This window comes from Halomonas sp. MS1 (genome assembly GCF_024182575.1).
In the GTDB taxonomy this organism is placed as follows: Bacteria; Pseudomonadota; Gammaproteobacteria; order Pseudomonadales; family Halomonadaceae; genus Vreelandella.
Genome location: NZ_CP098926.1, coordinates 1,176,956 through 1,202,458, shown reverse-complemented (window position 1 = coordinate 1,202,458; position 25,503 = coordinate 1,176,956). Strand labels below are relative to the sequence as shown.

Annotated in this window: 25 protein-coding genes; 6 read left to right on the top strand and 19 right to left on the bottom strand. The window is 52.9% G+C overall.

The features are described from left to right. Positions 1–110 precede the first annotated feature (110 nt). The 6 genes from maiA to NF683_RS05305 all read right to left on the bottom strand — a co-directional run bounded on the left by maiA (position 111) and on the right by NF683_RS05305 (position 6,166). A complete protein-coding gene (maiA, locus tag NF683_RS05330; protein ID WP_089040446.1) occupies positions 111–755 on the bottom strand; it encodes a maleylacetoacetate isomerase in 645 nt (214 codons plus the stop codon). 21 nt (positions 756–776) lie between these two features. Then, positions 777–1,796 carry a fumarylacetoacetate hydrolase family protein gene (locus NF683_RS05325; RefSeq protein ID WP_089040447.1) on the bottom strand — a complete coding sequence of 340 codons (1,020 nt, stop codon included), beginning with the start codon at positions 1,794–1,796 and terminating at the stop codon, positions 777–779. 36 nt (positions 1,797–1,832) lie between these two features. Further along, the gene (hmgA, locus tag NF683_RS05320) at positions 1,833–3,140 is read right to left on the bottom strand and encodes a homogentisate 1,2-dioxygenase (RefSeq protein WP_089040448.1); all 1,308 of its coding nucleotides are present in this window, start codon (positions 3,138–3,140) and stop codon (positions 1,833–1,835) included. Positions 3,141–3,207: 67 nt separating this feature from the next. Continuing rightward, positions 3,208–3,405, bottom strand: a complete 198-nt coding sequence (locus NF683_RS05315; RefSeq protein WP_089040449.1) for a DUF2783 domain-containing protein — start codon at positions 3,403–3,405, stop codon at positions 3,208–3,210. Continuing rightward, positions 3,392–5,122 (bottom strand): FAD-dependent oxidoreductase, encoded by a 1,731-nt coding sequence (locus NF683_RS05310; RefSeq protein ID WP_253921484.1) that lies wholly within the window; start codon positions 5,120–5,122, stop codon positions 3,392–3,394. The genes NF683_RS05315 and NF683_RS05310 overlap by 14 nt, the downstream gene beginning before the upstream one ends. A gap of 75 nt (positions 5,123–5,197) precedes the next feature. Next, positions 5,198–6,166 carry an MBL fold metallo-hydrolase gene (locus NF683_RS05305; protein ID WP_089040451.1) on the bottom strand — a complete coding sequence of 323 codons (969 nt, stop codon included), beginning with the start codon at positions 6,164–6,166 and terminating at the stop codon, positions 5,198–5,200. 314 nt (positions 6,167–6,480) lie between these two features. Here NF683_RS05305 and NF683_RS05300 point away from each other — a divergent pair, with 314 nt between their 5' ends. The 5 genes from NF683_RS05300 to NF683_RS05280 all read left to right on the top strand — a co-directional run bounded on the left by NF683_RS05300 (position 6,481) and on the right by NF683_RS05280 (position 10,455). After that, on the top strand, positions 6,481–6,618 hold the full coding sequence (locus NF683_RS05300) for a hypothetical protein (protein ID WP_253921483.1): 138 nt from the start codon (positions 6,481–6,483) through the stop codon (positions 6,616–6,618). A 26-nt stretch (positions 6,619–6,644) separates the two neighbouring features. Next, positions 6,645–7,133 (top strand): MarR family winged helix-turn-helix transcriptional regulator, encoded by a 489-nt coding sequence (locus NF683_RS05295; protein ID WP_089040452.1) that lies wholly within the window; start codon positions 6,645–6,647, stop codon positions 7,131–7,133. Between the two features lie 372 nt (positions 7,134–7,505). Then, a complete protein-coding gene (locus tag NF683_RS05290) occupies positions 7,506–8,594 on the top strand; it encodes a TRAP transporter substrate-binding protein (RefSeq protein WP_089040453.1) in 1,089 nt (362 codons plus the stop codon). A 30-nt stretch (positions 8,595–8,624) separates the two neighbouring features. Beyond that, the gene (locus tag NF683_RS05285; RefSeq protein ID WP_089040454.1) at positions 8,625–9,167 is read left to right on the top strand and encodes a TRAP transporter small permease; all 543 of its coding nucleotides are present in this window, start codon (positions 8,625–8,627) and stop codon (positions 9,165–9,167) included. After that, a complete protein-coding gene (locus NF683_RS05280) occupies positions 9,160–10,455 on the top strand; it encodes a TRAP transporter large permease (protein ID WP_089040455.1) in 1,296 nt (431 codons plus the stop codon). Before NF683_RS05285 ends, NF683_RS05280 begins: the two co-directional genes overlap by 8 nt. Positions 10,456–10,572: 117 nt before the next feature. Here the strand turns inward: NF683_RS05280 and paaZ are convergent, their stop codons facing one another. The 6 genes from paaZ to paaA form a co-directional block, all read right to left on the bottom strand. After that, positions 10,573–12,615, bottom strand: coding sequence for a phenylacetic acid degradation bifunctional protein PaaZ (paaZ, locus tag NF683_RS05275; protein WP_253921482.1), 2,043 nt, complete (start codon positions 12,613–12,615; stop codon positions 10,573–10,575). A gap of 69 nt (positions 12,616–12,684) precedes the next feature. Next, entirely contained in the window at positions 12,685–13,767 is a 1,083-nt protein-coding gene (paaE, locus tag NF683_RS05270) for a 1,2-phenylacetyl-CoA epoxidase subunit PaaE (RefSeq protein WP_253921481.1), read from the bottom strand. A gap of 19 nt (positions 13,768–13,786) precedes the next feature. Then, positions 13,787–14,386: a 1,2-phenylacetyl-CoA epoxidase subunit PaaD gene (gene paaD, locus NF683_RS05265; protein WP_232471412.1), complete on the bottom strand. Its 600-nt coding sequence runs from the start codon at positions 14,384–14,386 to the stop codon at positions 13,787–13,789. Beyond that, complete coding sequence (paaC, locus tag NF683_RS05260) at positions 14,370–15,182, bottom strand: 1,2-phenylacetyl-CoA epoxidase subunit PaaC (protein ID WP_253921480.1); 813 nt, start codon at positions 15,180–15,182, stop codon at positions 14,370–14,372. Before paaC ends, paaD begins: the two co-directional genes overlap by 17 nt. Positions 15,183–15,193: 11 nt before the next feature. Further along, complete coding sequence (paaB, locus tag NF683_RS05255; RefSeq protein ID WP_009101609.1) at positions 15,194–15,475, bottom strand: 1,2-phenylacetyl-CoA epoxidase subunit PaaB; 282 nt, start codon at positions 15,473–15,475, stop codon at positions 15,194–15,196. 99 nt (positions 15,476–15,574) lie between these two features. Then, positions 15,575–16,561, bottom strand: a complete 987-nt coding sequence (paaA, locus tag NF683_RS05250; protein ID WP_253921479.1) for a 1,2-phenylacetyl-CoA epoxidase subunit PaaA — start codon at positions 16,559–16,561, stop codon at positions 15,575–15,577. A gap of 390 nt (positions 16,562–16,951) precedes the next feature. On the opposite strand from paaA, the gene NF683_RS05245 reads away from it, so the two are divergent. Further along, positions 16,952–17,842 (top strand): LysR family transcriptional regulator, encoded by an 891-nt coding sequence (locus tag NF683_RS05245; RefSeq protein WP_253921478.1) that lies wholly within the window; start codon positions 16,952–16,954, stop codon positions 17,840–17,842. A 94-nt stretch (positions 17,843–17,936) separates the two neighbouring features. Here NF683_RS05245 and NF683_RS05240 read toward each other — a convergent pair whose 3' ends face one another. From NF683_RS05240 to paaK, 7 genes are all read right to left on the bottom strand, one after another. Continuing rightward, a complete protein-coding gene (locus tag NF683_RS05240) occupies positions 17,937–18,461 on the bottom strand; it encodes a gamma carbonic anhydrase family protein (protein WP_253921477.1) in 525 nt (174 codons plus the stop codon). Positions 18,462–18,489: 28 nt separating this feature from the next. After that, entirely contained in the window at positions 18,490–19,773 is a 1,284-nt protein-coding gene (locus NF683_RS05235; protein WP_253921476.1) for a TRAP transporter large permease, read from the bottom strand. Positions 19,774–19,775: 2 nt separating this feature from the next. Then, positions 19,776–20,354, bottom strand: a complete 579-nt coding sequence (locus tag NF683_RS05230; RefSeq protein WP_253921475.1) for a TRAP transporter small permease — start codon at positions 20,352–20,354, stop codon at positions 19,776–19,778. A gap of 106 nt (positions 20,355–20,460) precedes the next feature. Next, positions 20,461–21,450 carry a TRAP transporter substrate-binding protein DctP gene (gene dctP, locus NF683_RS05225; RefSeq protein ID WP_253921474.1) on the bottom strand — a complete coding sequence of 330 codons (990 nt, stop codon included), beginning with the start codon at positions 21,448–21,450 and terminating at the stop codon, positions 20,461–20,463. Between the two features lie 72 nt (positions 21,451–21,522). Further along, positions 21,523–22,680: a CaiB/BaiF CoA transferase family protein gene (locus tag NF683_RS05220; protein WP_253921473.1), complete on the bottom strand. Its 1,158-nt coding sequence runs from the start codon at positions 22,678–22,680 to the stop codon at positions 21,523–21,525. Between the two features lie 10 nt (positions 22,681–22,690). Beyond that, positions 22,691–23,638 (bottom strand): hydroxymethylglutaryl-CoA lyase, encoded by a 948-nt coding sequence (locus NF683_RS05215; protein ID WP_253921472.1) that lies wholly within the window; start codon positions 23,636–23,638, stop codon positions 22,691–22,693. A gap of 536 nt (positions 23,639–24,174) precedes the next feature. Then, a complete protein-coding gene (gene paaK, locus NF683_RS05210) occupies positions 24,175–25,488 on the bottom strand; it encodes a phenylacetate--CoA ligase PaaK (protein WP_253921471.1) in 1,314 nt (437 codons plus the stop codon). Positions 25,489–25,503: the final 15 nt, after the last annotated feature.

Sequence of the window (25,503 nt, the reverse complement as noted above, 5' to 3'; positions counted from 1 at the left end):
GATGCCCCTTCGGACACGAGACGGGCGCCTTCCCGAGTGGAAAGACGCCCGCTTATGTTAGCCTGCTTAGTATAACTTAATCGTATCGCTTTATTTGGCTTGGCTTCAGCTTAGTTGGCGTCAGGCTGTGCCCCGGGGGCGGCTTTTGCGAAAGCTGGCAGCGCACGACAATTGGCAGCGATACGCTGGATCGTCAGGTAGGCTGACAAATCGCACTCGAAGCGTTCTGCGTTATACACCTGGGGAATCAGGCAGATATCCGCAAGCGTTGGGGTGTCGCCATGGCAAAAATCGCCGCTGTTTGAATCAGATGCTAGCGTTGCTTCCAGAGCTGCAAAGCCCTCGGTAATCCAGTGGCGATACCATGCTAACTTGGCCGCCTCATCCACTCCCAGTTCATTGACGAGATACTTGAGCACCCGCAGGTTATTGAGCGGATGAATCTCGCAAGCGACCGACTGGGCAAGCGCACGAATTCTTGCGCGCGCTAAAGCATCAGCCGGTAGCAGCGCAGGCTCGGGGTGTAGCTCATCGAGATACTCACAGATCGCCAGTGACTGGTTAACTACTGAGCTATCGTCCAGTACCAGGCTAGGCACCATCCCCTGAGGGTTGCGCGCCAAATGCTCGCCATCACGCTGCTCGCCTTTCACCAAGTTGACCGGAACCTGATCGTAGTCCAAGCCTTTCAGGTTTAAGGCGATCCGTACCCGGTAAGCAGCCGACGAGCGGAAATAGCCGTAAAGCGTCGTCATGTTACCTTCCTTGTGTTGGCTTTATTTGGGCTGGTACTTCACGACTTGCTGATCGATGGTACCAAAGAGGTTGTTGCCATCGCGGTCAAACATCTCGATGCGCACCCGGTCGCCAAAGCGCATAAAGGGGGTTTTCACCTGGCCGTAAAGTATCTGCTCGACCATGCGTACTTCGGCCAAGCAGCTATAGCCTACGCCGCCGTCAGCCACCGGTTTTCCAGGGCCGCCATCGGGGTCTGGGTTGGAAACAGTACCCGAACCAATCACAGCGCCCGCGCCGAGGTAGCGGGTCTTGGCCGCATGGGCAACCAACTGTGGAAAGCTGAAAATCATATCGGGACCCGCTTCTGGCTCGCCAAACTTCTCGTCATTCAGGTGCACGGTCAGCGGCAGGTGCACTTTGCCTTCTTGCCAAGCATCGCCCAGTTCGTCTGGAGTCACCGCGATGGGCGAGAAAGCAGAGGCGGGCTTGGCTTGGAAAAAGCCGAAGCCCTTCGCCAGCTCGCCTGGAATCAGGCCGCGCAGGCTGACATCGTTGACCAGCATCACCAGTTTAATGTGCTTGGTGGCTTCCTCGGGAGTGACGGCCATCGGCACGTCATCGGTAATAACCGCGATCTCACCTTCAAAGTCGATGCCATGCTCTTCACTCACCGCCTCGATATCTTCGGTGGGCGCCAGGAAGCAGTCGCTACCGCCCTGGTACATAAGCGGATCGGTCCAGAAGGTTTCGGGCATCTCGGCATTACGCGCCTGACGTACCAGTTGGACATGGTTCAGATAGGCGGAGCCGTCGGCCCACTGATAGGCACGCGGTAACGGAGAGTGCAGCGCACGCTGATCAAGCTCAAAAGTACCGTCGGCATTGCCATTGTTTAGCTGCGCATAGCGTTCTTCAAGCTGAGGGCTAACGGCTTCCCAGCTTTCAAGGGCCGCCTGAAGTGTGGGAGCAATATCAACAGCGCTTACGGCACGGGTGAGGTCGCGAGAGACGATGATAAGTTCGCCGTCGCGGCCTTTGTTAAGTGTTGCAAGTTTCATGGGCATTCAATCCTTGTCGTCAGGGGGCGATAAGTTTTACGGCTGGTTTGGGTTGAAGTGCGAACGCAGCGTTGACCAAACATCCACATAGTCACGTTGGCGGAAGTCAGCCTCCAGAGCCGCAGGGGTTGGGTGGAAGAAGTAGCGGCTTTCAAACATGAAGGCCAATGTATCGCCTATGAAGTGTGGCTTCAGCTCAGCATTGGAAGCTTTCTCGAATGTCTCAGCATCCGGGCCGTGGGGTGACATTGAATTGTGTAGGCTGGCTCCGCCTGGAGTGAAGCCTTCCGCTTTCGCATCGTACTCGCCATGAATAAGCCCCATAAACTCGCTCATCAGGTTGCGATGGAACCAGGGCGGCCTGAAGGTGTTCTCGGCAACCATCCAGCGCGGCGGGAAGATGACAAAATCCAGATTGGCCATTCCCGGCGTATCGGAGGGTGACGTTAATACGGTGAAGATTGACGGATCTGGATGGTCGAAGCTCACCGTATTGATGGTGTTGAAGTTGGCGAGATTATATTTATACGGCGCGCAGTTACCGTGCCACGCCACTACATCTAACGGCGAATGGTTAAGCTTTGTTTCCCAGAAACGGCCAGAGAACTTAGCGACTAAACGGTAATCACCTTCCAGGTCTTCATAAGCTGCCACCGGGCTTTGGAAGTCACGCGGGTTGGCTAAGCCGTTGGCCCCGATGGGACCGAGGCCGGGCAGTTCTAGAGGGCTGCCGTAGTTCTCACAAATATACCCCCGCGCAGCGTCAACACCCTGTGCTTTACGCACTTGGAACTTCACGCCGCGAGGAATAACGGCAATCTCACCGTTATCAATCTCGAGTTCACCAAACTCGGTGCGTAGACGAATAGCCCCCATCTGCGGAACGAAGAGCAGTTCGCCATCTGCGTTGTAGAAAAAGCGTTCAGTCATGTCTTGATTGAACGTATAAACATGCACGCCCACGCCAGCCTGGGTGGCCGCATCACCGTTCACTGCAATGGTAAACAGACCATCGATAAAGTCAGTCGGTGCATCCGGTATCGCAACCGGGTCCCAGCGCATTTGGTTGGGGTCCGCCGCTGGCTTCTCTAATGGGGATGTGTGTACGTTGCTATTTTCCAGTGGCTGATACGCGCTCTGAACAACTGAAGGGCGAATGCGATAAAGCCAGCTACGAAAGTTTTGATGCCGAGGCGCAGTGAATGCGGAACCAGTGAGTTGTTCAGCATATAAGCCGTAAGCACACTTTTGCGGTGAGTTTTGCCCAATTGGCAGTGCACCCGGCAGCGCTTCGCTTGAAAAGTGGTTATGGAAACCGTTCTGATATTGCAATTGTTCAGTCATTGTTAAGACCTGCTGTGTTTGGACGTTACTTAAATAAATCTAAGTCTTATAAACATAGACGCGGCGATTAATCACCATCACCAACCGCATGGGAAATGGCTGCTTCTAGCACGGTTTGATCGCCGATATGATTAGCCAGTAACAAGATCAAACGCGCATTGATGCGCTCACTCTCTGCCTCGCTGCGGTCGCGATGTAGCGCGGTGAGTGCCGCGTAAAAGGCGTCCGGATCAGTGAAGTTGGGATTTAATTCAAGCCTTGGCATGGCAACGCTCCTGAAAGGTCGTGTCAGCGGTACCCGCAAGATAAACGCCCAGCGCGCGGTCTAATGCGTCTTCAACCTGGTGGGCAGTGACGGTGTGCCAGCGAGCAGTAACGTGCTGGTCAGGACGGATAAGGTATCCGCCACCAGCTTTGAGGCCGTAGCGTTGCGTCACTAGCCCTTCGGTATCGTCTATCACGGTGGTGCGCGGTAGAGCGCCAAACTTATCCGGAGCTGGGCCAACCACCACAAGGCGTAAGTCAGTGTGGCGATCTAACAGCTCGCTCAGCTCTCTTAACGGCGCAGTGGCGTGACCGTCATCAATACGGCCATCGAGTAACAGTACAAAACCATTACCCAACTGATTGAGTAGCCAGGCGCTCTGTTCGCCCAATCGAATAGGGGCATCTTTAGTCGGGCTGCCAGGGCGCAGTTCGCTTGGGCCACCATCAACATCGGGCGTATTAAGCGGTGAGCTGTCATAGCGACACGGCATGGAAAGGCGGCCGCTGTTGACTAGGCTGCGTGCGAAGGCATGTTTCTCCGCCAGCTCCAGCGTCACATCGCGGAATACCTGGCTGATATGGCTCTTCGGGGTAATAAAATCAGTGGCGCGGGTAGAGTTAAGCAGGTTTTCTGTCGCACCGTGCTGGCGCTCGGTGTTATACGTGGATAAGAGTGTTTTCGGTGCCTGCGCTTTGAGAACACGCGCCAGTTTCCAGGCTAAGTTCTCCACACCCTGGAGGGCGCCGTTGGCACCTCTGGCACCAAAGGGGGATACCTGATGAGCGGCGTCGCCCATAAATATCACGCTGTGATGAATGAAGTTATCCATCTTACGGCAGCGGAAGGTGTAGACACTGGCCCACTCAAGCTCAAACTCCACGTCCGGGCCAAGCATCGCCTGCACGCGCGGGCGAATGTTCTCTTCTTTCTTTTCTTCTTCCGGGTCAGCGTCCCAGCCTAGCTGGAAGTCGATACGCCACACATTGTCGGGTTCTTTGTGCAGCAGCACCGATTGATTGGGATGGAAGGGCGGATCAAACCAAAACCAGCGCTCTGTCGGGAAGTCAGCCTTCATCACCACATCCGCAATCAGGAAGCGGTCTTGAAATACTTGGCCTTTGCAGTCAAGGCCTAGCATGTCGCGGATGCGGCTGTTGGCACCATCCGAAACAAGCAAATAGTCGCAGGTTAGTGAGTAGTCACCATCCTGAGTCGACACCTTGATGGCGGTGCTATCAGGCTGAGCATCAACATCAATGACCTTATGTTTCCAGCGCAGATCAATTTGCTCAGCAAAGTCGTGAGCGCGATTGACCAGAAACTCTTCAAAGTAATACTGCTGCAAGTTAATAAAAGCGGGAATGCGGTGGCCATCTTCGGGCAGCAGGTTGAAGTCATAGACTTCGCGGTCTTGGAAAAAGACGCGGCCATGTTGCCAAGTGACGCCTTTTTCAAGCATCGGCTCGACGCAGCCTAAACGGTCAATAATTTCCAGTGAACGCTTGGCAAAGCACAATGCCCGCGACCCCACGCTAACGGTGTTGTTGTCGTCCAGGACAATTGAATGAATGCCTTGCTGAGCCAAATCGATGGCGGCGGCGAGGCCGCTAGGTCCGGCACCGACAATCACCACCGGGTAATGGCGAATATCTTGAACATCAAGTTCAGGCGGGCGTCGGTAAGGATAGACAGGATTTTTATAGGTTGTTGGCATCTATTGCTCCCCTGCAGCGTCGGGTGCGTTACACCCGACAGCTGGGCATGATCAGTGGGTGTCTCAAGTAAGCACTTACTGATTTTCGACGGCGTCCTGCAGGGAGTGCCACATAGCGGTATCGCGCTCTGCCGTCCAGATACGTGGATCTGGATATTCGCCACCTGCTTCGTCATAGCAGCGAGTGATATCGAAAGGCACGCAGTGATCGAAGATGACCCAGTGGCCATACTTCGGCTTCAGAACCGCGTAGGTCTCGGCGTAGCACTCAGAGAGTGACTTGCCCGCCGCTTTGCCTGCTTTGACGCTGCCATACATATCGCTCAAGAAGTCGCGGGTGCCCTGAATGGCTTCCTGGCACTGTTCGGCAGTTTGCAGCGCATCGCCACGGCCGGGTACCAGCTTTTGAGGCTGCATGGCCTGTAGGCGATCAAGCGTAGCAGGCCAGTCCTCGTGGTAAGCATCACCGGTATAAGGAGTAGCGCCATACTCAACGAGGTCACCGGAAAACATGATTTTTTCTTTCGGTAACCAGACAACGGTGTCGCCCTTGGTGTGTCCACGGCCAAGATGAATGATCTGCACCTCACGCTCACCCATAAACACCGTCAGCTTTTCCTGGAAGACGATGGTTGGCCAAGTCAGGCCAGGCACAGAATCGACCCCTTTGAACAAGCGGGGGAAGCGGCCAACCTCGGACTCATAATCTTGCTGACCACGCTCGACAATCAGATCATAGGTGCTCTGGCTCGCGTAGATATTCTCGGCATCGTATGCGGATGCGCCGAGAACACGCACGGCATGGTAATGGGTCATGACCACATGCTTAATCGGTAGGTCAGTCACCTCGCGGATACGGCGGATAACGTCCTGGGCCATGATGGGGGTTGCCTGGGTGTCGATGACCATCACGCTGTCATCGCCAATCACTATGCCCGTATTGGGGTCACCTTCAGCCGTGTAAGCATAGAGCCCCTCTGCCAGCTTGGTGAAACTGATCTGTTTCTCTTCGGTATCGGCATGGGACGCGAATTTCTTACTCATGGTATCTCCGGTGCTAACAGGGTGGTTCAGCTGTTTATTGGATTGTTGTATGCCATGAGGATAGTTTCTAATGAAACTAAATGTCCAGCGCTCCATAGGCGAGTCAGCCGTTCTTGTGCATGAAATCGACAATAACTCTCAATAAATCAGATGATTATTGCAATATAGTACCTAAGTATAATAATTAAAATCAGCAAATTAGTTGCATAAGAGAGTATCTGTCGGCACTGTTCTGGCTAATGCTGACAGGGCTTGCCCTGAGCGTTGGCAACCTAACGCTGATGACATTTTTGTGTGATAAAGGCGAGTAAACGGTGAGTCGTTTTATTCAAAACAGCGTTATTGGATGGAGCCAAGAGGACTCTCTTCCTCAAGGTGGTCAGTATGATAGGCGCGTTGCTGGTGTCTATATTCCCAGCTATGGTGCTGATTTTTATCATCACCACCCCTGACAAACGGTGGCTCTAGGAGAAACACAATGACGATGGATAAAGCAGCAAGCGATGCTCCTCTGGAGTCTTCAGCCAGGGCAGAGCTGGATCTCAACCAGTTTTTACCCTATCAGCTTAACCGTTTAGCTGACCGCATCAGCCAGGCGTTAGAGAAGCTTTATGCCGAGTCTTATGATCTCAACATTGCTCAGTGGCGTGTACTTGCATGGCTTAGCCACTGTGATGATTTAACCGCTAAGAAGGTGTGTGCCTACACCAACATGGATAAGGCGCGCGTGTCTCGGGCTATTCAGTCGCTGGAAGAGCGTGGGCTGATAAGCCGCACGCCATCCCAGCAAGATCAGCGACTGCACGACTTACATCTGACAGAGGTAGGGCAAGCGCTACTTAATAAACTAGTGCCCGAAGCTCAGGCGTGGGAAGCCGATCTAGTGTCTACCCTCAGCGTTGGTGAATATCGTGACTTGCTCAATACCATGCGCAAGCTTGAGCGGCAGTTGGAGAGAATTGGTTAACAGCGCGACACCCTACAGACAAGCCAAGATGGCAGAGGATACCTCTATGTCGATACCCCTATGTCGTCAGTGGTGTGTCATTGATATCAAAGAAAATGTGATTTGTGTAACAAAAAGATGGATTCAAAATTATTCCCCGATAGTCATTGATAGTGACTCGGAGAGGCAGCTTTTTTCATATAAGCATTTGTAAATTAATAACTATATGGGGGTTGATACTTAAGTATTAGCATCTATTGGTCGATGGGTTGTTGCATGACCCAGGTATCTGTAGGCATTGTGATAAATAACGTGATTCACTAGATTTTAAAAAGATAAAAATAAAGTATCATGTTTTGCGCTTCGACTTCGTGACGACCAGAGGAAAGAAAAGTGAATAAAACAACAAACCTGATGATTGGCGCTATCGCCGCCGCAACGCTGAGCACCACCGCCTTGGCGCAAACGACCATCACCGTGAGTACCTGGGCAGGCCCCAATCACGGCATTAACACCATCGTCTGGCCAACCTGGAAAGCGTGGATTGAAGAAGCCACAGAGGGTCGCGTAACAGTAGAAGTGATACATGACATGGGGCCCCCAGCATCACAAATGGAGATGGTCGCTGATGGTATCGCTGATGCTACCTGGGTTTTTCATGGCTATAACACTGGCCGCTTTCAGTTAACCAAGCTGCCGGAGTTTCCTACCTTTCAAGAATTTTCGTCAGAAAATGCCTCCAGTGCCTATTGGCACACACACCAAGAGTACCTGGCAGCCGCGGGTGAACACCGTGGCGTAGATGTAGTTGCTGCCGGTGTCCACGGGCCTGGCTGGATCTTCAGCAGCGAGCAGTATGAAACCTTAGAAGACCTTAAGGGTAAGCGTATTCGCGTTGGCGGTGGCGTGATGGGAGATCTCTCCAATGCCCTAGAGCTGACCGGTGTCGCCTTGCCGCCCACAGGCGTTTATGAAGCGGGTTCTCAGGGCGTTATCGATGGGGCCATGCTTGTTCCAGAAGGGCTGCGTAGCTTCCGTGTCGCAGAGATTTTCCCCTATACCCTCACGGTAGACGGCGGTTTCTACCGCGGCAGCTTCACTATCGTTGTCAACCCGATGATCTGGGATGAAATGTCGCCCGAAGATCGTGAAGCCGTTGAGTCCGTCTCTGGTGAGCGGCTGTCTCGTCTGTTCGGTTACATGATGGATGTCGTGGATGTCCGGGGCGTCGATTTTGCCGAAGAGCTTGGTCATACCTTTACTGAACTCGGTGATGAAGATCTCAATACGCTGAAAAGCATGAGTGACAGCATGGTCGCTGAGTGGGCTGAGTCTGTTTCAGAAAACCGCAACGTGGATGCGATGGCCGCTATCGAGTTCTATCGTGAGCAGCTTGTCGCTGCAGCGGAAGAAGAGAGCGTCAGTAGCCTAGTGCCAGATGAATTAGTGTCTGGCGAATCAGTACCAGACGACACAAAGTAACCCCCCACTGGCGCTAGATGGAGAGTGACCATGCAAACCCAAATGGCACGTGCTACGCGCGTTAGTCGGGTGCTGCAGCTGATGTTAGAGGGGGTGGCTGGCGCTACCCTCTTTGGCATGATGCTGTTGACCACTGCTGACGTAGGCGGCCGCTACTTTTTTAATTCCCCCATTCTAGGTGCTATTGAATTAACCCAACTGATGTTGGCGGCATTGGTATTCCTGTCGCTGCCAGTCGTTTGTTGGCGTCAAGAGCATGTCAGCGTTGATCTGCTTGATGCGGTGTTCCCTGCAAAACTTATTTGGCTACGTGAGGTGATCGTCAATCTGATCGTAACAGCGGCTCTTTGGGTGATGGCGCAGCGTGTATGGGCACTGGCAGAGCGGGCTTTTTCATGGGGAGATGTGACGGAATTTTTGCGCATTCCCTATGGCTATCTGATCGGGCTGATCGCCATCATGCTCGCGCTTTCAGCACTACTGACCCTTATCCGAGCCGTTTTTTACCTGCTTGAGGGGCTTAAGGTAATCGAAAAAGGTGGCCCATTGAGTATAGGAGAGCCCCATGACTGAAGCGTTGTACGGTTTCGCAGTACTGTTGATACTCGTATTCCTGCGTGTGCCACTGGCGTTCGCGATGGGAATCGTTGGTTTCGCTGGGTTCTATCTATTAACGGGTAACTGGAATGCTGCCGAAGCAATGGCGGCGCGCCGGGTAGTAGACACCGCCATGGATTATGGCCTGTCGGTGATTCCATTGTTCATTCTCATGGGTAACTTTGTTTCTCATGCGGGATTATCCGATGCCCTGTTTCGAGCCTCAAATGGTTTTCTAGGTCACCGCAAGGGTGGTCAGGCAATGGCGACTATCGTCGCTTGCGGTGGTTTTAGCGCGATATGCGGATCGAGCTTAGCAACGTGTGCCACTATGGGCCGAGTCGCCATGCCGCAAATGCGCAAATATGGCTATAAGGACTCGCTGGCTGCCGCTTCCATCGCGGCGGGTGGCACCTTGGGTATTTTGATACCGCCCAGCGTCATGCTGGTGATTTATGGGATCCTGACCGAAACCAGTATCCGCGAGCTTTTTGCCGCTGGCTTTATCCCCGGCATTCTTGGCATCTTTCTTTATATTGGTGCCATCAAGTGGGTGCTTTGGCGTGATCCCTCCGCTGGCCCTGCGGCAGAGAAAGTGCCATGGCCAGAACGGATCAAGGCGCTAAAAAGCGTCGGCAGTACGCTAGCACTGTTTGTACTCGTGATTGGCGGTATTTATCTAGGGGTGTTTACGCCCACTGAGGCGGCCGGTATCGGTGCAATGGGCGCTTTCTTAATCGCGCTAATGCGTCGGGCGCTGACCCCACAAGTGTTAATGAACGTGTTAATGGACACCGTGCGCACCACCGCGATGCTGTTTGCCGTGGTACTAACGGCGCTGATTTTTGCCAACTTCATCAACCGTGCGGGGCTGCCTGGCGACCTGCTAGCACTGGTTAATGGCCTGAATGTTGCGCCTTTTGTGGTCATCCTGGTGATTATCGCGATCTATGTCGTACTGGGCTGTGTGTTCGAAAGTATGTCGATGCTGTTGCTCACCGTACCGGTATTTTTCCCGGTAGTGGCGGGGTTAGGTTACGACTTGGTGTGGTTTGGCATTCTGGTCGTTATCGTTATCGAGATTAGCCTGATAACACCTCCCGTCGGTATGAACGTGTTCGTATTGCGAGCCGTATTGCCGGACGTATCCACAGGCACGATCTTCCGCGGAGTCACCCCGTTTTGGGTCGCGGGTACCCTACGCGCACTGCTCGTACTTATCTTCCCTGCGATCGTACTTTTCCTACCGCGACTGATGTATTAAAGCGACGTTATTAATACGGTTCTATTAAGCTCCTCGCTAAACAAACGGATGACAGAGCGTACGCCCTGTCATCCGTTTTTGTTGCTTACTTGTTTTTCAGGTTTATCGGCTGAGCCGTTACTGCCGTTTAGCGACCAGCGTTAAAATGTCGTAGCTGGCGACTAGTTCATCATGTTGATTGGTCACTGCCACGTCCCACATCACCACGCCTTGCGGGTGGCCGTCGGGAGATGCCCGGCCCTGGTCAATCTTACGCTTACAGGTGAGGCGGGCGCGGATGGTGTCGCCAACCAGCACCGGCGTAATAAAGCGCAGCGTATCCAGGCCGTAGTTAGCCAGTACGGGACCTTCGCCTGGGTAAACGAACAAGCCAGCGGCTGCCGACAGTACAAAGTAGCCGTGGGCAATGCGCTGGCCAAATTGGGTCTCTTTGGCGGCAATGTCGTCGAAGTGCATGTAGAAGTGGTCGCCGGATAGGCAGCCAAAATTGACGATGTCGGCTTCAGTGACGGTGCGGCGGTGGGTTAGCAGTGACTCGCCAACCTGCAGGTCATCGAAATGGCGGCGGAACGGATGGATATCGTTCTCGATCACCTTTGCGCCACGCACATACTCCCCTGTGACTGCCGCGAGCATGGTCGGAGAGCCCTGGATAGCGGTGCGTTGTAGGTAGTGGTGAACAGCACGAATGCCGCCAAGCTCCTCGCCACCGCCTGCGCGGCCGGGGCCGCCATGCTTGAGCATCGGTAGCGGAGAGCCGTGACCAGTGGATTCCTTTGCTGCCTGGGCATCCAGAATCTGCAAGCGACCATGCTGGGCGGCCAGCACAGGGATCATTTCGGCAGCAATGGCGGGGTCTTTGGTGGTCAGCGTGGTTACTAGGCTGCCCTTGCCCTTGGCGGCGATGGTTAAAGCTTCGTCGATGCCGTTGTAGGGCATTAGCGTCGCGACGGGACCGAAAGCTTCGATGTCGTGCGCACCACCGTCGTTCAGTGGGTTGCGGTTGATCAGTAAGTGAGGAGAGATGAACGCGCCGTTTTCCACCTCTTGGCCGACAGGCTTGAAACTGCCGTCTCTGCCAAAGACGCACTCACTGGTTTCTAGCAGCTGTTCGATCGCATGATTCACGTCTCTCAACTGGTCACGGGAAGAGAGTGCGCCCATGCGCACGCCTTCCTGATGAGGATCACCGACTACGATGTTGGCAAGGCGCGCCGTGATTGTGTCTGCCAATGCATCGAGATGCTCGGCGGGCACTAAAATTCGGCGGATCGCGGTGCATTTCTGGCCTGACTTGGCGGTCATCTCCTTGACCACTTCTTTGGCAAAAATCTCGAACTCTGCGTCTTCAGGGCTTACATCTGGCGCCATAATGGCGCTGTTGAGCGAGTCCGCCTCGGCGTTGAACGGAATGCTCTTGGCCATGATGTTAGGGTGGCTTTTCAGCATTAGGGCAGTGCTTGCCGAGCCGGTAAAGGTGACAAAGTCCTGCTCATCCAGGTGGTCGAGTAGGTCGCCGGCTCCACCAATCACCAGTTGCAGCGCACCCTCTGGTAGCAGGCCAGAATCGTTGATGACGCGCACGGCCGCTTCGGTTAGGAAACTTGTCGCCGTTGCCGGTTTAAAAATACACGGCATGCCTGCCAGAAAAGCGGGCGCGAACTTCTCCAACATACCCCAGATAGGAAAGTTGAACGCATTAATATGTACCGAGACACCACGGCGGGGTACCAGAATGTGGGTGCCGTTGAAGTGGTTCTCTTTGCCTAATTGTGTCACAGGGCCTTCGTGGGCCACATTGCCGGAGGGCAGTTCCTTACGGCCGGTGGAGGCGTAGGTAAACAGGGTGCCGAAACCACCGTCGATGTCGATCCAGGAATCGGCCTTGGTGCAGCCGGTGTGGTGAGAGATGGCATAGAGCTCACGCTTACGCTCTTGGATATAGGCGGCCAGCGCCTTAAGAATGGCGGCACGCTGCTGGAAATCCAGTGCCAGAATGTTCTTCACGCCGGTGTTGCGGGCGTACGCCACCGCTTCGCGGAAATTGATCTCTTCTTGATGAGTATGCGCAACGGTGGTGCCGTTAATGGCGCTGATAAGGGCTTTGGACTCGGTTTGTCCGAACCACTGGCCTGCGATGTAACTTTGCAAAACTGGCATTGCGTGTTCTCCCGTACAACATAGACAAAGCCGACGCAGTCGCCGGCTTGGAAGTGGGTGGGCTAGGGGTTATACCTCGTCAAAATCGAGCACCACCTTGTCGCTGATCGGATAGCACTGGCAGGACAGCACGTAGCCGGCATCTATTTCGTAATCTTCCAGGGCGTAGTTGGCGTCCATTTCCACCTCACCTTCGATCACTTTTGATTTACAGGTGGAACACACGCCCGCCTTGCACGAGAACGGCAGGTCGGCGCCGTGCTCGTTACCCGCGTCCAGAATATTCTGGGTATTGCGGGGTAGGTTATATTCGATGGTGCGGCCATCGATAATCACCTTGATGTGCGAAGTTTCAGCCTCAAGCTGCCCGGCTCTGGCTGCCTGGCGGCGCTTGGCGCTTGCTGTTGGCAAGCCAGTAGTGAACAGCTCAAAGTGCACCTTCTCCTTTGGCATTCCATGTTGAGTCAGGACGTCGCGCACGATCTCGGTCATCTCTTGCGGGCCACAGATAAACGCGGCGTCGAGCTTGGGTACGTCTACCCAACGGTCAAACAGGGCGTTGCACTTATCGGCGTCGATACGACCGTTGTAAAGATCGATTTCATGCTGCTCGCGGCTAAACACATAGATGATATTGAGGCGTTCGAGATAGCGATCCTTGAGATCCTGCAAGCGTTCGCGAAACAGTGTGCCCGTGGTGGAGCGGTTGCCATAAATCACCGTAAAACGGCTTTTTGGCTCGCTTTCCAACGTAGTGGAAACAATCGACATAATGGGGGTGACGCCGCTGCCTGCGGTCACTGCCAGATAGTGCCCTTCACGACTGGGGTCGAGAGGCACGAAGAACTTGCCCTGTGGCGGCATCACTTCCAACTGCTCCCCAGGCTGCAGTTGCTGGTTGGCAAAGGTAGAGAAGCTACCACCTGGCACCAGCTTGACGGCTACTCTTAGCTCGTGTTCGTGGACGCCGGTGCAGATTGAATAAGAGCGGCGGACATCCTCACCTTCGATGTCGCGGCGCAGTGTCAGGTACTGCCCTTGGGTAAAGCGAAAGGCGTCTAGCAGGTCATCGGGAATATCGAAAGCAATGGAAACGGCATCATGGGTTTCCTTGCGAACATCCTTGACGGTCAGGGCGTGAAATCGGCTCATGGGAAATAGTCTCGTCGTTTTACAGACACTTGAAATAATCGAAAGGCTCCAGGCAGTCGCGGCAGCGGTAGAGCGCCTTGCAAGCCGTAGAGCCGAATTCGCTGACGCGTTCGGTTGTGTTGCTGCCACATAACGGGCAGGGCACTACCGGGTCAGACTGGCCCGTCAGGCTGCGCTTGCTGGCGCTCCCTACCGGCGGCGCGATGCCGTAAGCGCGCAATTTTTCGCGCCCGGCGTTGGTCAGCCAATCGGTGGTCCAGGCGGGTGACAGGCGACGCTGAATCAGCGGGTCTGAGTAGCCGGCGGCCACCAGCGCTTCATGAATATGCTGTTCGATAACTTCCGTCGCCGGGCAGCCGGAGTAGGTGGGGGTCACGTTGACCACCAACCGACCGTCCACCCAGTCGATAGCGCGCACAATTCCCAGCTCAACTACGCTGACCACCGGCACTTCTGGGTCTAGCACTTGCTGTAAAACTGCCAGCACAGCGTCGACATCGCCTTGCTTGCCGGCGGGTGGCAGTCCGCGACGGTCGCTGCCAATCAAGTCACTGGAAGGCCAGTCATCAGGCCTGTTATCGATAGGGCCGTCCGACGGTGGGTTACCAGACGGTTGCATCGGGATATGCCCTCGGCAGGTATTGCATTTCCGCCAACAGAAAGCCCAGGTGCTCGGTGTGATGGCCGACTTTGCCGCCGGTATACATCCAAGCGTCGTAGGAAGGCCGCTCAAGCGTGGCTTCCTCAAGCACCTCTTCCACCGTCGCTTTCCAGCGAGCGGCAATGGTTTCAGGGTCAGGCGCGATACCAGCCTCTATCATGGCCTGATCAATCTCATCGACCTGCAATAGCTCGCCGGTGAACTGCCAGAGGTTGTCGAGTGCGCGCTGCATACGGGTGTGGCTTTCTTCGGTGCCATCGCCTAGGCGAATCACCCATTCAGAGGAGCGGCGGAGGTGGTACGTTGCTTCTTTGAGCGATTTGGCAGCCACTTCGGCAATTCGCGGGTCGCTGGACTCGGCCAAGCCATCCAGTAGGTGAACGTGCCAAGCATCGAACAAAAACTGACGTCCCATGATGTCGGCGAAGTCACCGTTGGGCTGCTCGGTGATCAACAGATTACGAAAGTCCTGGGCGTCGCGGCGAAAGGCCAGATGGTCGGCATCGATCTCGTCGGCTGCCATCAGTTCAGAAGCATAGTCAAGCCAGTTGCGTGCCTGCCCGAAGAGGTCGAGCCCTACATTCATTAAGGCCAACTCTTCTTCCAACGCAGGCGCCTTGCCGCATAACTGTGCGTGGCGCTGACCCAGTACTAACGCGTTGTCGCCAAGGCGTAGTAGGTAGTCAGTCAGTGGTGCTTGCGTTTTTTGAGCCGCGTTTTTCAGGGCAGTGTTTTTCAGAGCCATGTTCTGCATGACAGCCTCCCTTACATGTGGCCGACTTCTTTCGGCAGTTTGTAGAAGGATGCGTGGCGATAGACCTTGTCATTAGACGGGTCAAACAGCGGCTCTTTCTCATCGGGAGAAGACGCGGTGATTTCGCTGGCCGGAACCACCCAGATGCTCACCCCTTCATTACGCCGGGTGTAAAGCTCGCGAGCATTTTCGATTGCCATGCAGCGGTCTGCGGCGTGTACGCTGCCGACGTGTTTGTGGTTAAGGCCGTGCTTGCTGCGGATAAAAACTTCGAAGAGGGGCCAGTCAGCCATGAGAGATGCCTCAGTGGTCATAGGAGTCTCGCGAGACTCCTTATTGTTCTAAAAAATAGTGTTTTAAAAGTCGGGTTTTAAAAATCAGACGTTGCCAGCTCAGGCTGCTCGGCGTTGACGCTTGGCAGCATAAGCCACGGCGGCTTCACGCACCCAGGCACCGTTATCAATGGCGTTACGGCGTGCTTCGACACGCTCGCGGTTGCAGGGGCCGTTGCCTTTTACGACGTCGAAGAACTCCTGCCAGTCGATTTCACCGAACTCATAGTGACCGGTCTCTTGGTTATATTTGAGATCCGGGTCTGGAGCGGTGCAGCCCAGCAGCTCTAGCTGCGGTACGGTTTGGTCGAGGAAGCGCTGGCGCAACTCATCGTTGCTGTGGCGCTTGATCTTCCAGGCCATCGACTGGGCGCTGTTGGGTGAGTTCTCGTCGGATGGCCCGAACATCATTAGCGATGGCCACCAGAAGCGGTTGATGGAGTCCTGCACCATGGCTTTCTGGTCGTCAGTGCCCTCTTGCATCATGGTCAGCAGAATTTGATAACCCTGGCGCTGATGGAAGCTCTCTTCCTTGCACACGCGAACCATGGCGCGCGCGTAGGGGCCGTAAGAGGTGCGCTGTAGCGGTACCTGATTGACGATGGCTGCGCCGTCGACCAGCCAGCCGATGGTGCCCATGTCAGCCCAGTTGAGCGTTGGGTAGTTGAAAATACTGGAGTACTTGGCGCGGCCATCGTGAAGCTTGTCGATCTCTTCGTCGCGGTCGGCACCCAGAGTTTCCATGGCGCTATAGAGGTACAGGCCATGACCCGCCTCATCCTGAATCTTGGCCATTAGCTGCAGCTTGCGCTTAAGGGTTGGCGCACGTGTCAGCCAGTTACCTTCCGGCAGCATACCGACGATCTCGGAGTGCGCGTGTTGTGAGATCTGACGGATCAACGTCTTACGGTAGGCGTCCGGCATCCAATTCTTGGGTTCTATTTTAATTTCGTCATTGATGCGCTCCTGGAACTGGCGTTCCTCAGGACCCATCTCATCAAGCGTTTTGAGTTTGTTAGAACCGGTTTCAACGAGCTGCGCGTACATAAGACCTCCGCGGCATCGGACTATCAGGGAGTGTGATTTATCTTGTTTGAAGTATAGTGACACGAAATATTTTATCAATAACTATTTTTGTGTGTCGCTTTAAGACTTTGTGATTACGTATTAATAAAATATGATTGATTTATAAAGAAAAAATGATTCATGCTAAGTGATTCTTAATGCCATGTCTTTTTTAATAAAAACTGGTTGTTTGGAGGTCAATCGTTAAAGGTATAGAAATTGACACTACCACTTTGGTTGAATAACGATAGGTTTTGGTGAAGTAAAATGCTTGTATTAGTAAAAGTGCGATTCTTCCTGCCAGTTTGTGCTCTTAAATGCCGCCTAGCTATGAGCAAGCTCAGTCATGTTTGCTCAAAAATGGAGTAACTAGTGAGATATTACGACCCGCATGCACTTCAAATATTTATTACTGTCTGTGAAGAAGGGAGTGTCGCGGGTGCGGCGGAGAAAATTGCGATCGTGCCCTCCGCTGTCAGCAAACGTCTAAGTGCTTTAGAAGAGCAGGTTGGTGTCAAACTATTGGAGCGTAGTAAAAGAGGGGCAGTACCCACCCCAGCCGGAGAAGTATTATTAAGGTCTGCCAAAGAGACTCTCATTGCTCTTGAGAGAATGCACGCTGAACTAAGTGAGTTTGGTGATGGCGTGCAGGGAAATTTAAGAATCTTGGCAAGCCTGTCTGTTATCTGTCAGTTCCTCCCGAAGCAGATCAGCACTTTTATGCAAGCTCATGAAAAGGTGCGCATTACCCTTGAGGAAAAGGTCAGCTCGCTTATCACCAGAGGTATTGAAGAGGGTCGGGGAGACATAGGTATCTGCTGGGAGGATGCCCACACTAAAAACCTTTATTCTCAGCCATACCTTACTGATCAGTTAGCGATTGTCGTCAATGCTCAACATCCATTGGCGGACAAGGCCAGCCTTTTTTTTGAAGACACGTTACCCTATGATCATGTAGAGATTCTTCCAGGTAGCTTGGTCAGTTTGACACTGCAAAGAGAGGCTGCTGCACTAGGCAACCCCATCAGATTTCGTATACACGTCACTACATTTGATGCGGCTTGTCGGATTGTTGACTCTAACATTGCTATTGCGGTGGTTCCGCTGGAAGTTGCTACGCTATACGAAACAGCAATGAACATTAAAGCCATCCCGCTCAACGATTCTTGGGCAACCCGCGCTTTCGTAGCTTGCGTGAGGGATTATGCAAAACTTAGTGTTCCGGCAAGGGCGTTGTTCGATCATTTGACCAATATAAATTGAGGAAAATTGGCAAGTTTTTGAAGCGAGGCTTTTAGAAGGGCGAGACTAAAACTATGATTAAAGATTAATCTCGCCAGGACATAACACAATATCGTCAGCTGATTTTCTCTAGTTTACACTTGTGTTGCTGAGCCTTTTCCACGTAATGGCTAGCATTTTCTCTTATCTCAGCAATGGCCTTATCAGAAAGCTCACGAACAACTTTTGCTGGCGCACCTACAATCAGTGAGTTATCCGGGAATTCCTTGCCTTCGGTAACGACGGCACCGGCAGCAACAAGGCAGTTCTTACCGATGACTGCACCATTTAAAATAATCGCTTGAATTCCGATTAAAGAGTTATCCCCCACGGTACAGCCATGTAGCATTGCTTGGTGACCAATAGTGACACCACAGCCAATTTTTAGTGGGTAACCAGGGTCGGTGTGTAAAACTGCGCACTCTTGGATGTTGCTCGCTTCACCAACTTCAATGAGCTCGTTATCACCTCTAAGCACTGCTTGATACCAAACACTGCTTCCGTTCGCTAGAGACACATTGCCGATGACATCAGCAGTGTCTGCCACAAAGGTATTGGTGTGGATATCAGGCTGTTTTCCATTATATCGATATATTGACATAGTGTTGCTCCACTTTTTTATTGGAATATCAGTGGCCTAAGCTAAGCATGCTGTTTGGCAGCCACATCGCAATCTGGGGGAAAATCAGCACCAGCGCTAACCCTATTACCATCAACATTACAAAGGGTACTGAACCACGGATAATCTGGCCGATCGGTGCGTTGGTCACTGCCTTGATAGTGAATAAGTTCATTCCCACTGGCGGTGTAATCATCGCTAATTCCAAATTAATGACTAGCAGAACTCCGTACCAGATTGGGTTAATGTCCAACAGTGCCAGAACTGGCATAACGACAGGTGAAGTGATCAAAATAATTGCAATGGACTCTAGGAACATGCCGAGTATAAAGATCATTAACATCATTAGGATCAGGAAACTATAGACCCCTAGGTCAACATTCAATACAAACTCAACAATTTGCTGTGGAATCATCATCTTAGTCAGTGCATGGCTGAAAATTGCGGCACTTGCCAGGATCATAAATAGCATGGCGGAGGTACGGCTGGCATCAATGGCTGACGTCCATATCTCACGTAGACCTATGCTGCGATAAACCAACAAACCGATTAATAACGCCAGTGTCGCGCCAATGGCCGCTGCTTCGGTCGCAGTAAAGACTCCTAAATACATTCCTCCTAGCACCATGGTAGGCAAAGCAATTGCCCAGCCAGATTTTCGGACGGCCTTAATGGCCTCCGCAAGAGATGCCCGTTGTGCCCGTTTGGCGTGGCGTTGATGAAAGGAGGTCCCAATCATGAATATCCCGGCTAGCATTAGGCCTGGGAGTAGGCCCGCCATAAATAGCCCGCCTATAGAGGTATCCGTGGCAACGCCATAGATGATCATGGGGCCGGAGGGGGGGATCAGAATTCCTAGCGTGCCGCCGGCAGCGACGAGTCCATAGGCTACTTTAGGGTCGTAGCCGTAGCGAATCATCTGTGGAATCGCTACCGCGCCAATGGTCAGCGCTGTCGCCACACTTGAACCTGAAATGGCGGAGAAGATCATGCATGCCATGATTGTGGCTATCCCTACACCACCTGGCAGGTGACGGGTCAGTGTATAGGCAGTGTCATAAAGGTCATCTACGATGCGGCCACGAATCATGATATGGGCCATATACGCAAACAGAGGGATAGCCAGAAGTACATACATACTGACCTTATTGAACACTATCTCAGTAAGGCCGCCCAAGGAGCCAGGCGTTCCCGCGAGCAGAGCAGCACCAAAGATCGACAAGCCGGCAAAGATGGGGAGGCCGGTAAACAGTAATAGAACTAAGCCAAGTAGGATGAATAGTATCGTGATCATAATCAGTGTTCCTCTTCCTGACATGAATCGACGAACGCTTTGCCACCGAAGCACAATCGTAGCAATGAGTCCAGGCATACCAGCAGCAGCATTACTCCACCCAGGGGAATCAACAGCTGTAGCCAGAACAGGGGAATCTCCACGTACCCCAACGTGGTCATGCCAAGCATTTTTGAGAACATGGCGGTCTGCCAGCCATCGACCACTAAGTAGAGCGCGACGAGTAGCACAGCAGACATCGACCAAGCCTGTGCTCCACGCTGGCGACGGCCTTGAAGACGCTCGGTGAACAAGTCGACACCCAGGTGTCGGCCTTCTCGAAGGGCAGTTGCAGCACCTAACATTACGATGCCAACTAAGATGAAGGTCACTACATCGTCAATCCAGAGAGAGGGTTGTCCAAGTACATAGCGAGCCAGTACGGCGTAACTTATCAGCGCTAGCGCCACCAAAACGCTAGCTGCAGATATCGCCATAGCGATGGTGGTCATCCAATACACCAACTGGCTCAATAAACGGCATACCAGCGGCGGATGAAATACGTCTGCCTCCCCTGTAGGGGGCTTCGCATAATTATTCATAATCTATCCTTTCGGGGAGTATTATTACTCCCAGCCCGGCTGTTATTGAGGGAGGAGGTGGCCCTCATCCTGCTACGCATGTTGATAGTGGAAATATCTTGGTAGCTTAGAGTTGTTTAATCAGATCAATCAGCCGTTCACCATCGTCGGCACTCTCAATGAATGCTTGCTCAACCGCCGGTTGCATCGCAACCCGAAGAGCTTCTACTTGGTCGTCGGATAGTACAGTGACCTCCATATTGTTCTCTTTCAATCTATCGATCCCTGCAGAATCGATTTCGTTGGTTTCCGGTAGCAATACACTTTCGGCGTTAGAGGCTGCGGACTCGACCAAACTCTGGAGGTCTTCTGGCAGGCTTGCCCACCATTGTGGATTAACAATAATGTTCTGGTAGACCGTTATCAGATTGGAGGCCGCCGCGTAGTCTTGAACTTCAAAATAGCGCCGTGAATAGACAGCATCGGTGCTGGTGACGGCGGCATCGATGACCCCAGTCTGCAGCCCCTGATAGACCTCCGAGCCAGGCATTGTCGCGGGTGAAGCTCCCATTGCGATCAGGCCAGCATCAAATACCCGGCTCAATCCGCGAATTTTAATACCCTGAAAATCGCTGGGGGCAATGAGTGGTTCGTCAGAAGAGGTAAATGCCGCATTATTGGCGTCTAACAACCATGCCAGATTTTTGACCCCCTTGGATGCCATCTTGTTATTCAGTATTTCTGCTGCTTTGGAGGTTGGGAACTGATCCAGCTGGCGGCTATCAGTCATCAAATAGGGGATGTTAAATACCTGCATCTCAGGAATGGTGCCACCCCATAGAAGGTTAACAATCGATGCTGCTTCAATGCGGCCGCGCGCAACAGCGGCATGGTATTCCGTAGGGCCGTAGAGCTGAGCGCCTCCAAATACTTGTACTTCGATGCGCCCATTGCTGATACTTTCCAATTCCTCCGCGAAAGCTTCAATTGCCTGTGCAACATGATGTGAACCAGGAAGTTGATGAGCGAGGCGCATAGTGTAGTCAGCGGCTGCAACAGTACCGATTGAACTAGCGATAGTGATTGATGCAATGAGTGTTTTGATAGCTACTTTCATGATGATTTCCATTATTGTCGTTGTCTTTATAGCTGTCTTATATGAATCACATGGCAGAGATTGGTAAAGGCGTTATATCAGGGGGGCCAGTCTCCCTAGTACTTCTTCGGTGTGCTCTCCTATTCTGGCTAGTGGGTAGCGCACTTGAGGGCGTTTACCTCCCATCATTAACGGCAGTAGTACGACATCGGTGGAGCCGCCGTCATCGGTCTGCATAGGCACTAATCCGCCGCTCGCTTTTAGGTGTTCGTCTTGCAGCAGTTCGTCGGGACGGGTAATGGGTGCATAAGGTAAACCTGCAGCATCCAGCTTTGCTGAGAGTTCATCGATGGAATGCTGCTTGAGTGTCTCGCCTAGGGTTGCTAACAAACCATCACGGACTTCTAGGCGCTGTTCGTTTTTCTGCAGCGCTGGATCGTCAAGTAGGTCTTGTCTTTCTAGTACGTTACATAGAATTTCCCACTGCTTGTCGCTAACAGCCCCAATAAACAACTGCTCGTTATTAGCTAGCGTGAAGACATCGTAGATGGTCCAGGGAGAGACCCGCGATGGCATGGGCGGTGGCACGTCTCCAGACATGGCAGCCTGCTGCATATGGGAGGCGGATAGAAACACGCAATTCTCAAACAGTGCGCTTTGAATTTCTTGCCCATTGCCGGTTTTGCCACGTTGCAAAATTGCAGCAAGCACCCCTATCGCACCAAACATTCCCCCCATAATATCGTTTACAGAGGCGCCAGCGCGTAATGGTCGGCCTTCGGGGCCGGTCATATAAGCTAGCCCGCCCATCATTTGAACGACTTCATCAAGGGCCAAACGGTTTTCATAGGGGCCGGGTAGAAATCCTTTATGAGACACATAGATAAGTTCGGGAAACTGTGCTGATAGTGCCTGGTAGCCTAGCCCTAATGAGTCCATCAGCCCAGGGCGAAAGTTCTCAATCATGACATCGGATTCGGCTAACAGTGCTAAAAGGTTCGCCTTTCCTTCGGGAGACTTAATGTCGAGCACTACGCTTTTCTTATTACGATTATAAGTGCGGAAAAAGCCCATCCCTAGTCCGGTCATCTGGCGTGTTTTATCGCCGCTTGTTGGCTCAATCTTGATAACTTCGGCGCCTAAATCTGCCAGGATCATGCCGCAAGTGGGGCCCATAACCATGTGACTAAATTCAATGACTCGGATACCTTCAAGGGGTAGCGTGGTCTTACCTAGAATAGAACTGTTCATAATAACCTCGTTACACTTCAGCAGATTGATGACTCGGCTGGTACGATTTTGGTAACCCTGCTTTCCAGAGAGTGCCGTGCATTTCCTCACCTTCCAGCCAGTTCGCCAGCTTCTGCCTAAGTGTTAACAGCTTGGGAATATCTATCTTGGTTTCATATCTCATGCTACCCAGCATGTAGGCCAAATCTTCAGAGGCTACGTTGCCACTTGCTCCTGGTGCATGAGGGCAGCCACCGATCCCAGCTAGAGATGCGTCGAAGCGTGTGATCCCTGCATCAAGCGCCGCGTAGGCATTGGCCAATGCGAGGCCTCGAGTATCGTGAAAGTGAGCTCGCCAGCACTTATCCCCCACTAGCTCAATGGCTTGTCCAAATAACTCTCGCACCATAGCTGGGTCGGCGTAGCCTACGGTATCCGCCATGCTGACGTAGTCAGCACCTGCTTCTAGCGCTGCCTGCATAAGTCGCAGAACCTCGCTACTGTCCACACTCCCCTGTAAAGTGCAGCCAAATGCCGTACCAATGCCCGCTTCGATCAATATCTCGGAGCCAGCGTTATCTTTCGCAGTTTTGATACGTTCCACCTCTGTGATCATTTCGTCGGGTGTTTTTCGCACATTGGCCAAACTGTGCTGGTGACTGGCAGAAATAGGCAGGATCATCAAGTCTGCACCGCTGGCGATGGCTCGCTCAGCTCCCTTAAGATTAGGCACAAGGACTGATACGAATAAACCGGGGAGTGTTTTGGCATAGGTCACAAGTTCCGCTGTATCCGCTAACTGCGGAAGCAGCTTGGGCGGAACGAAGGAACCTACCTCTATCTCGCGCATGCCCGCTACATAGGCGTCATGAATCCATGCTAGTTTTTTTTCGGTTGGCAGAGTTGACGCAATACTTTGTAGCCCGTCACGTAACCCCACCTCATTAATGACAGCCTTGCCTCTTGTTATTTGTTGCATCGCAGTATCTCGCTGAGTGTCGTCATAGTTGTTGTTATGAAACTTAAGACACTTGCTAAATACCTAAAAGGTCGGAATCATCAGCTAATCAGTTCCGATTCGGAACGAATACATAAAATTAATAATAAACATATGGTTAAAGTGTTTTAATGTTTTAATTGCGAGATAACTTAGACGTTGGTACATAGGTTAATACTCGCTTTTGATACTTCTTCTGATTGTTTGATCCTAAGTGGTCTCTAATGCAGCGGTTCTATCAGGAACTTTTTGCTTATAGTGACATTGAGATAAACAACATGCTGGGCTCATACACGACATCAATTAAACATGAGATTTCTCATGCTCAGGAAGAAAATGTCGTAGCTAGATGAGGTAAATCACCGCCGCATAAGTCTTTCACAGAGCTTATGCGGCGGCGTATGGCTATATTGGGGGCAAATGCTTCAATTTTCTGATGAGAACCGCAAACGTTTGCTTTTTGTCTCCATCGACTTCGTTCGGTCTAGTGACACGAGTCACAACATCTAAGAGCTGAATCAGCGTAGATCTTTGACGCGTCTGGCCTTGCCTAGCGAACGCATCACGCTCTCTACCGGGCACACTTCAACCTGGGTGCTGATACCAATATATGTCTTGATGGCATGCTGAAGCTGTTTCGCAGCGTTTTCACAGGCCACGGGGTCGCGGGCGATGTCATGATGATTTGCCTCTACACGAACAAGCACCATGTCCATATTGCCTTGGCGGCTGACTTCGATCTCGTAGTGGGGAGAAAGCGACGCGATCTTGAGCAGTTGCTCCTCGATTTGGGTGGGGAACACATTGACGCCGCGGATGATCAGCATGTCGTCGCTGCGGCCGGTGATTTTGTCGATGCGGCGCATGGGCCGCGCGGTGCCCGGTAGCAGACGAGTCAGGTCGCGGGTGCGGTAACGAATCACCGGTAGGCCTTCTTTGGTCAAGGTGGTGAACACCAGCTCGCCGTATTCGCCGTCTGGCAGCACGTCACCGCTGATCGGGTCGATGATCTCGGGGTAGAAATGATCTTCCCAGATGGTTGGACCATCTTTGGTTTCCAGACACTCCATGCCCACGCCCGGGCCCATTACTTCAGAGAGGCCGTAAATATCCAGGGCGTCGATGCCTAAGCGCTGCTCCAAGGCCGTGCGCATGCTGTCGGTCCAGGGTTCGGCACCGAAAATGCCGGTGCGCAGGGGCAGCGTGCGCGGATCGATGCCTTGGCGCTCCATCTCGTCAGCGATGTTGAGCATATACGAGGGGGTGACCATGATGATGTCCGGCTGGAAATCACGGATCAGCTGAACCTGTTTCTCAGTCTGGCCGCCCGACATGGGGATGACCGCGCAGCCCAGGCGCTCGGCACCGTAATGCGCGCCCAGCCCGCCGGTAAACAGGCCGTAGCCATAGGCCACATGTACTTTGTCGTTGCGACTGCCTCCAGCGGCACGGATCGAGCGCGCCACCACATCGGACCACACATCAATATCCTGCTGGGTGTAGCCCACCACCGTGGGTTGCCCGGTGGTGCCGCTGGAGGCATGGATGCGCACAATCTCGCTCATCGGTGTGGCCAACATGCCAAACGGATAGTTGTCGCGCAAATCGGCCTTGGTGGTGAACGGCAGTTTGGCGAGATCGTCAAGCGACTGGATATCGTCGGGGTGTACGCCAGCCTTGTCGAAAGACTGGCGGTAGAACGGCACATTGTCGTAAGCGTGCTTCAGGCTCCACTTCAGGCGCTTGACCTGAGTGGCGCGCAGCTCGTCGACGCTGGCGGTTTCCAAGGGGTCGAGAGTCGCAGTGTCGATACGCGTAGCGGGCTGATTCATCAGGGTCTCCGGTCA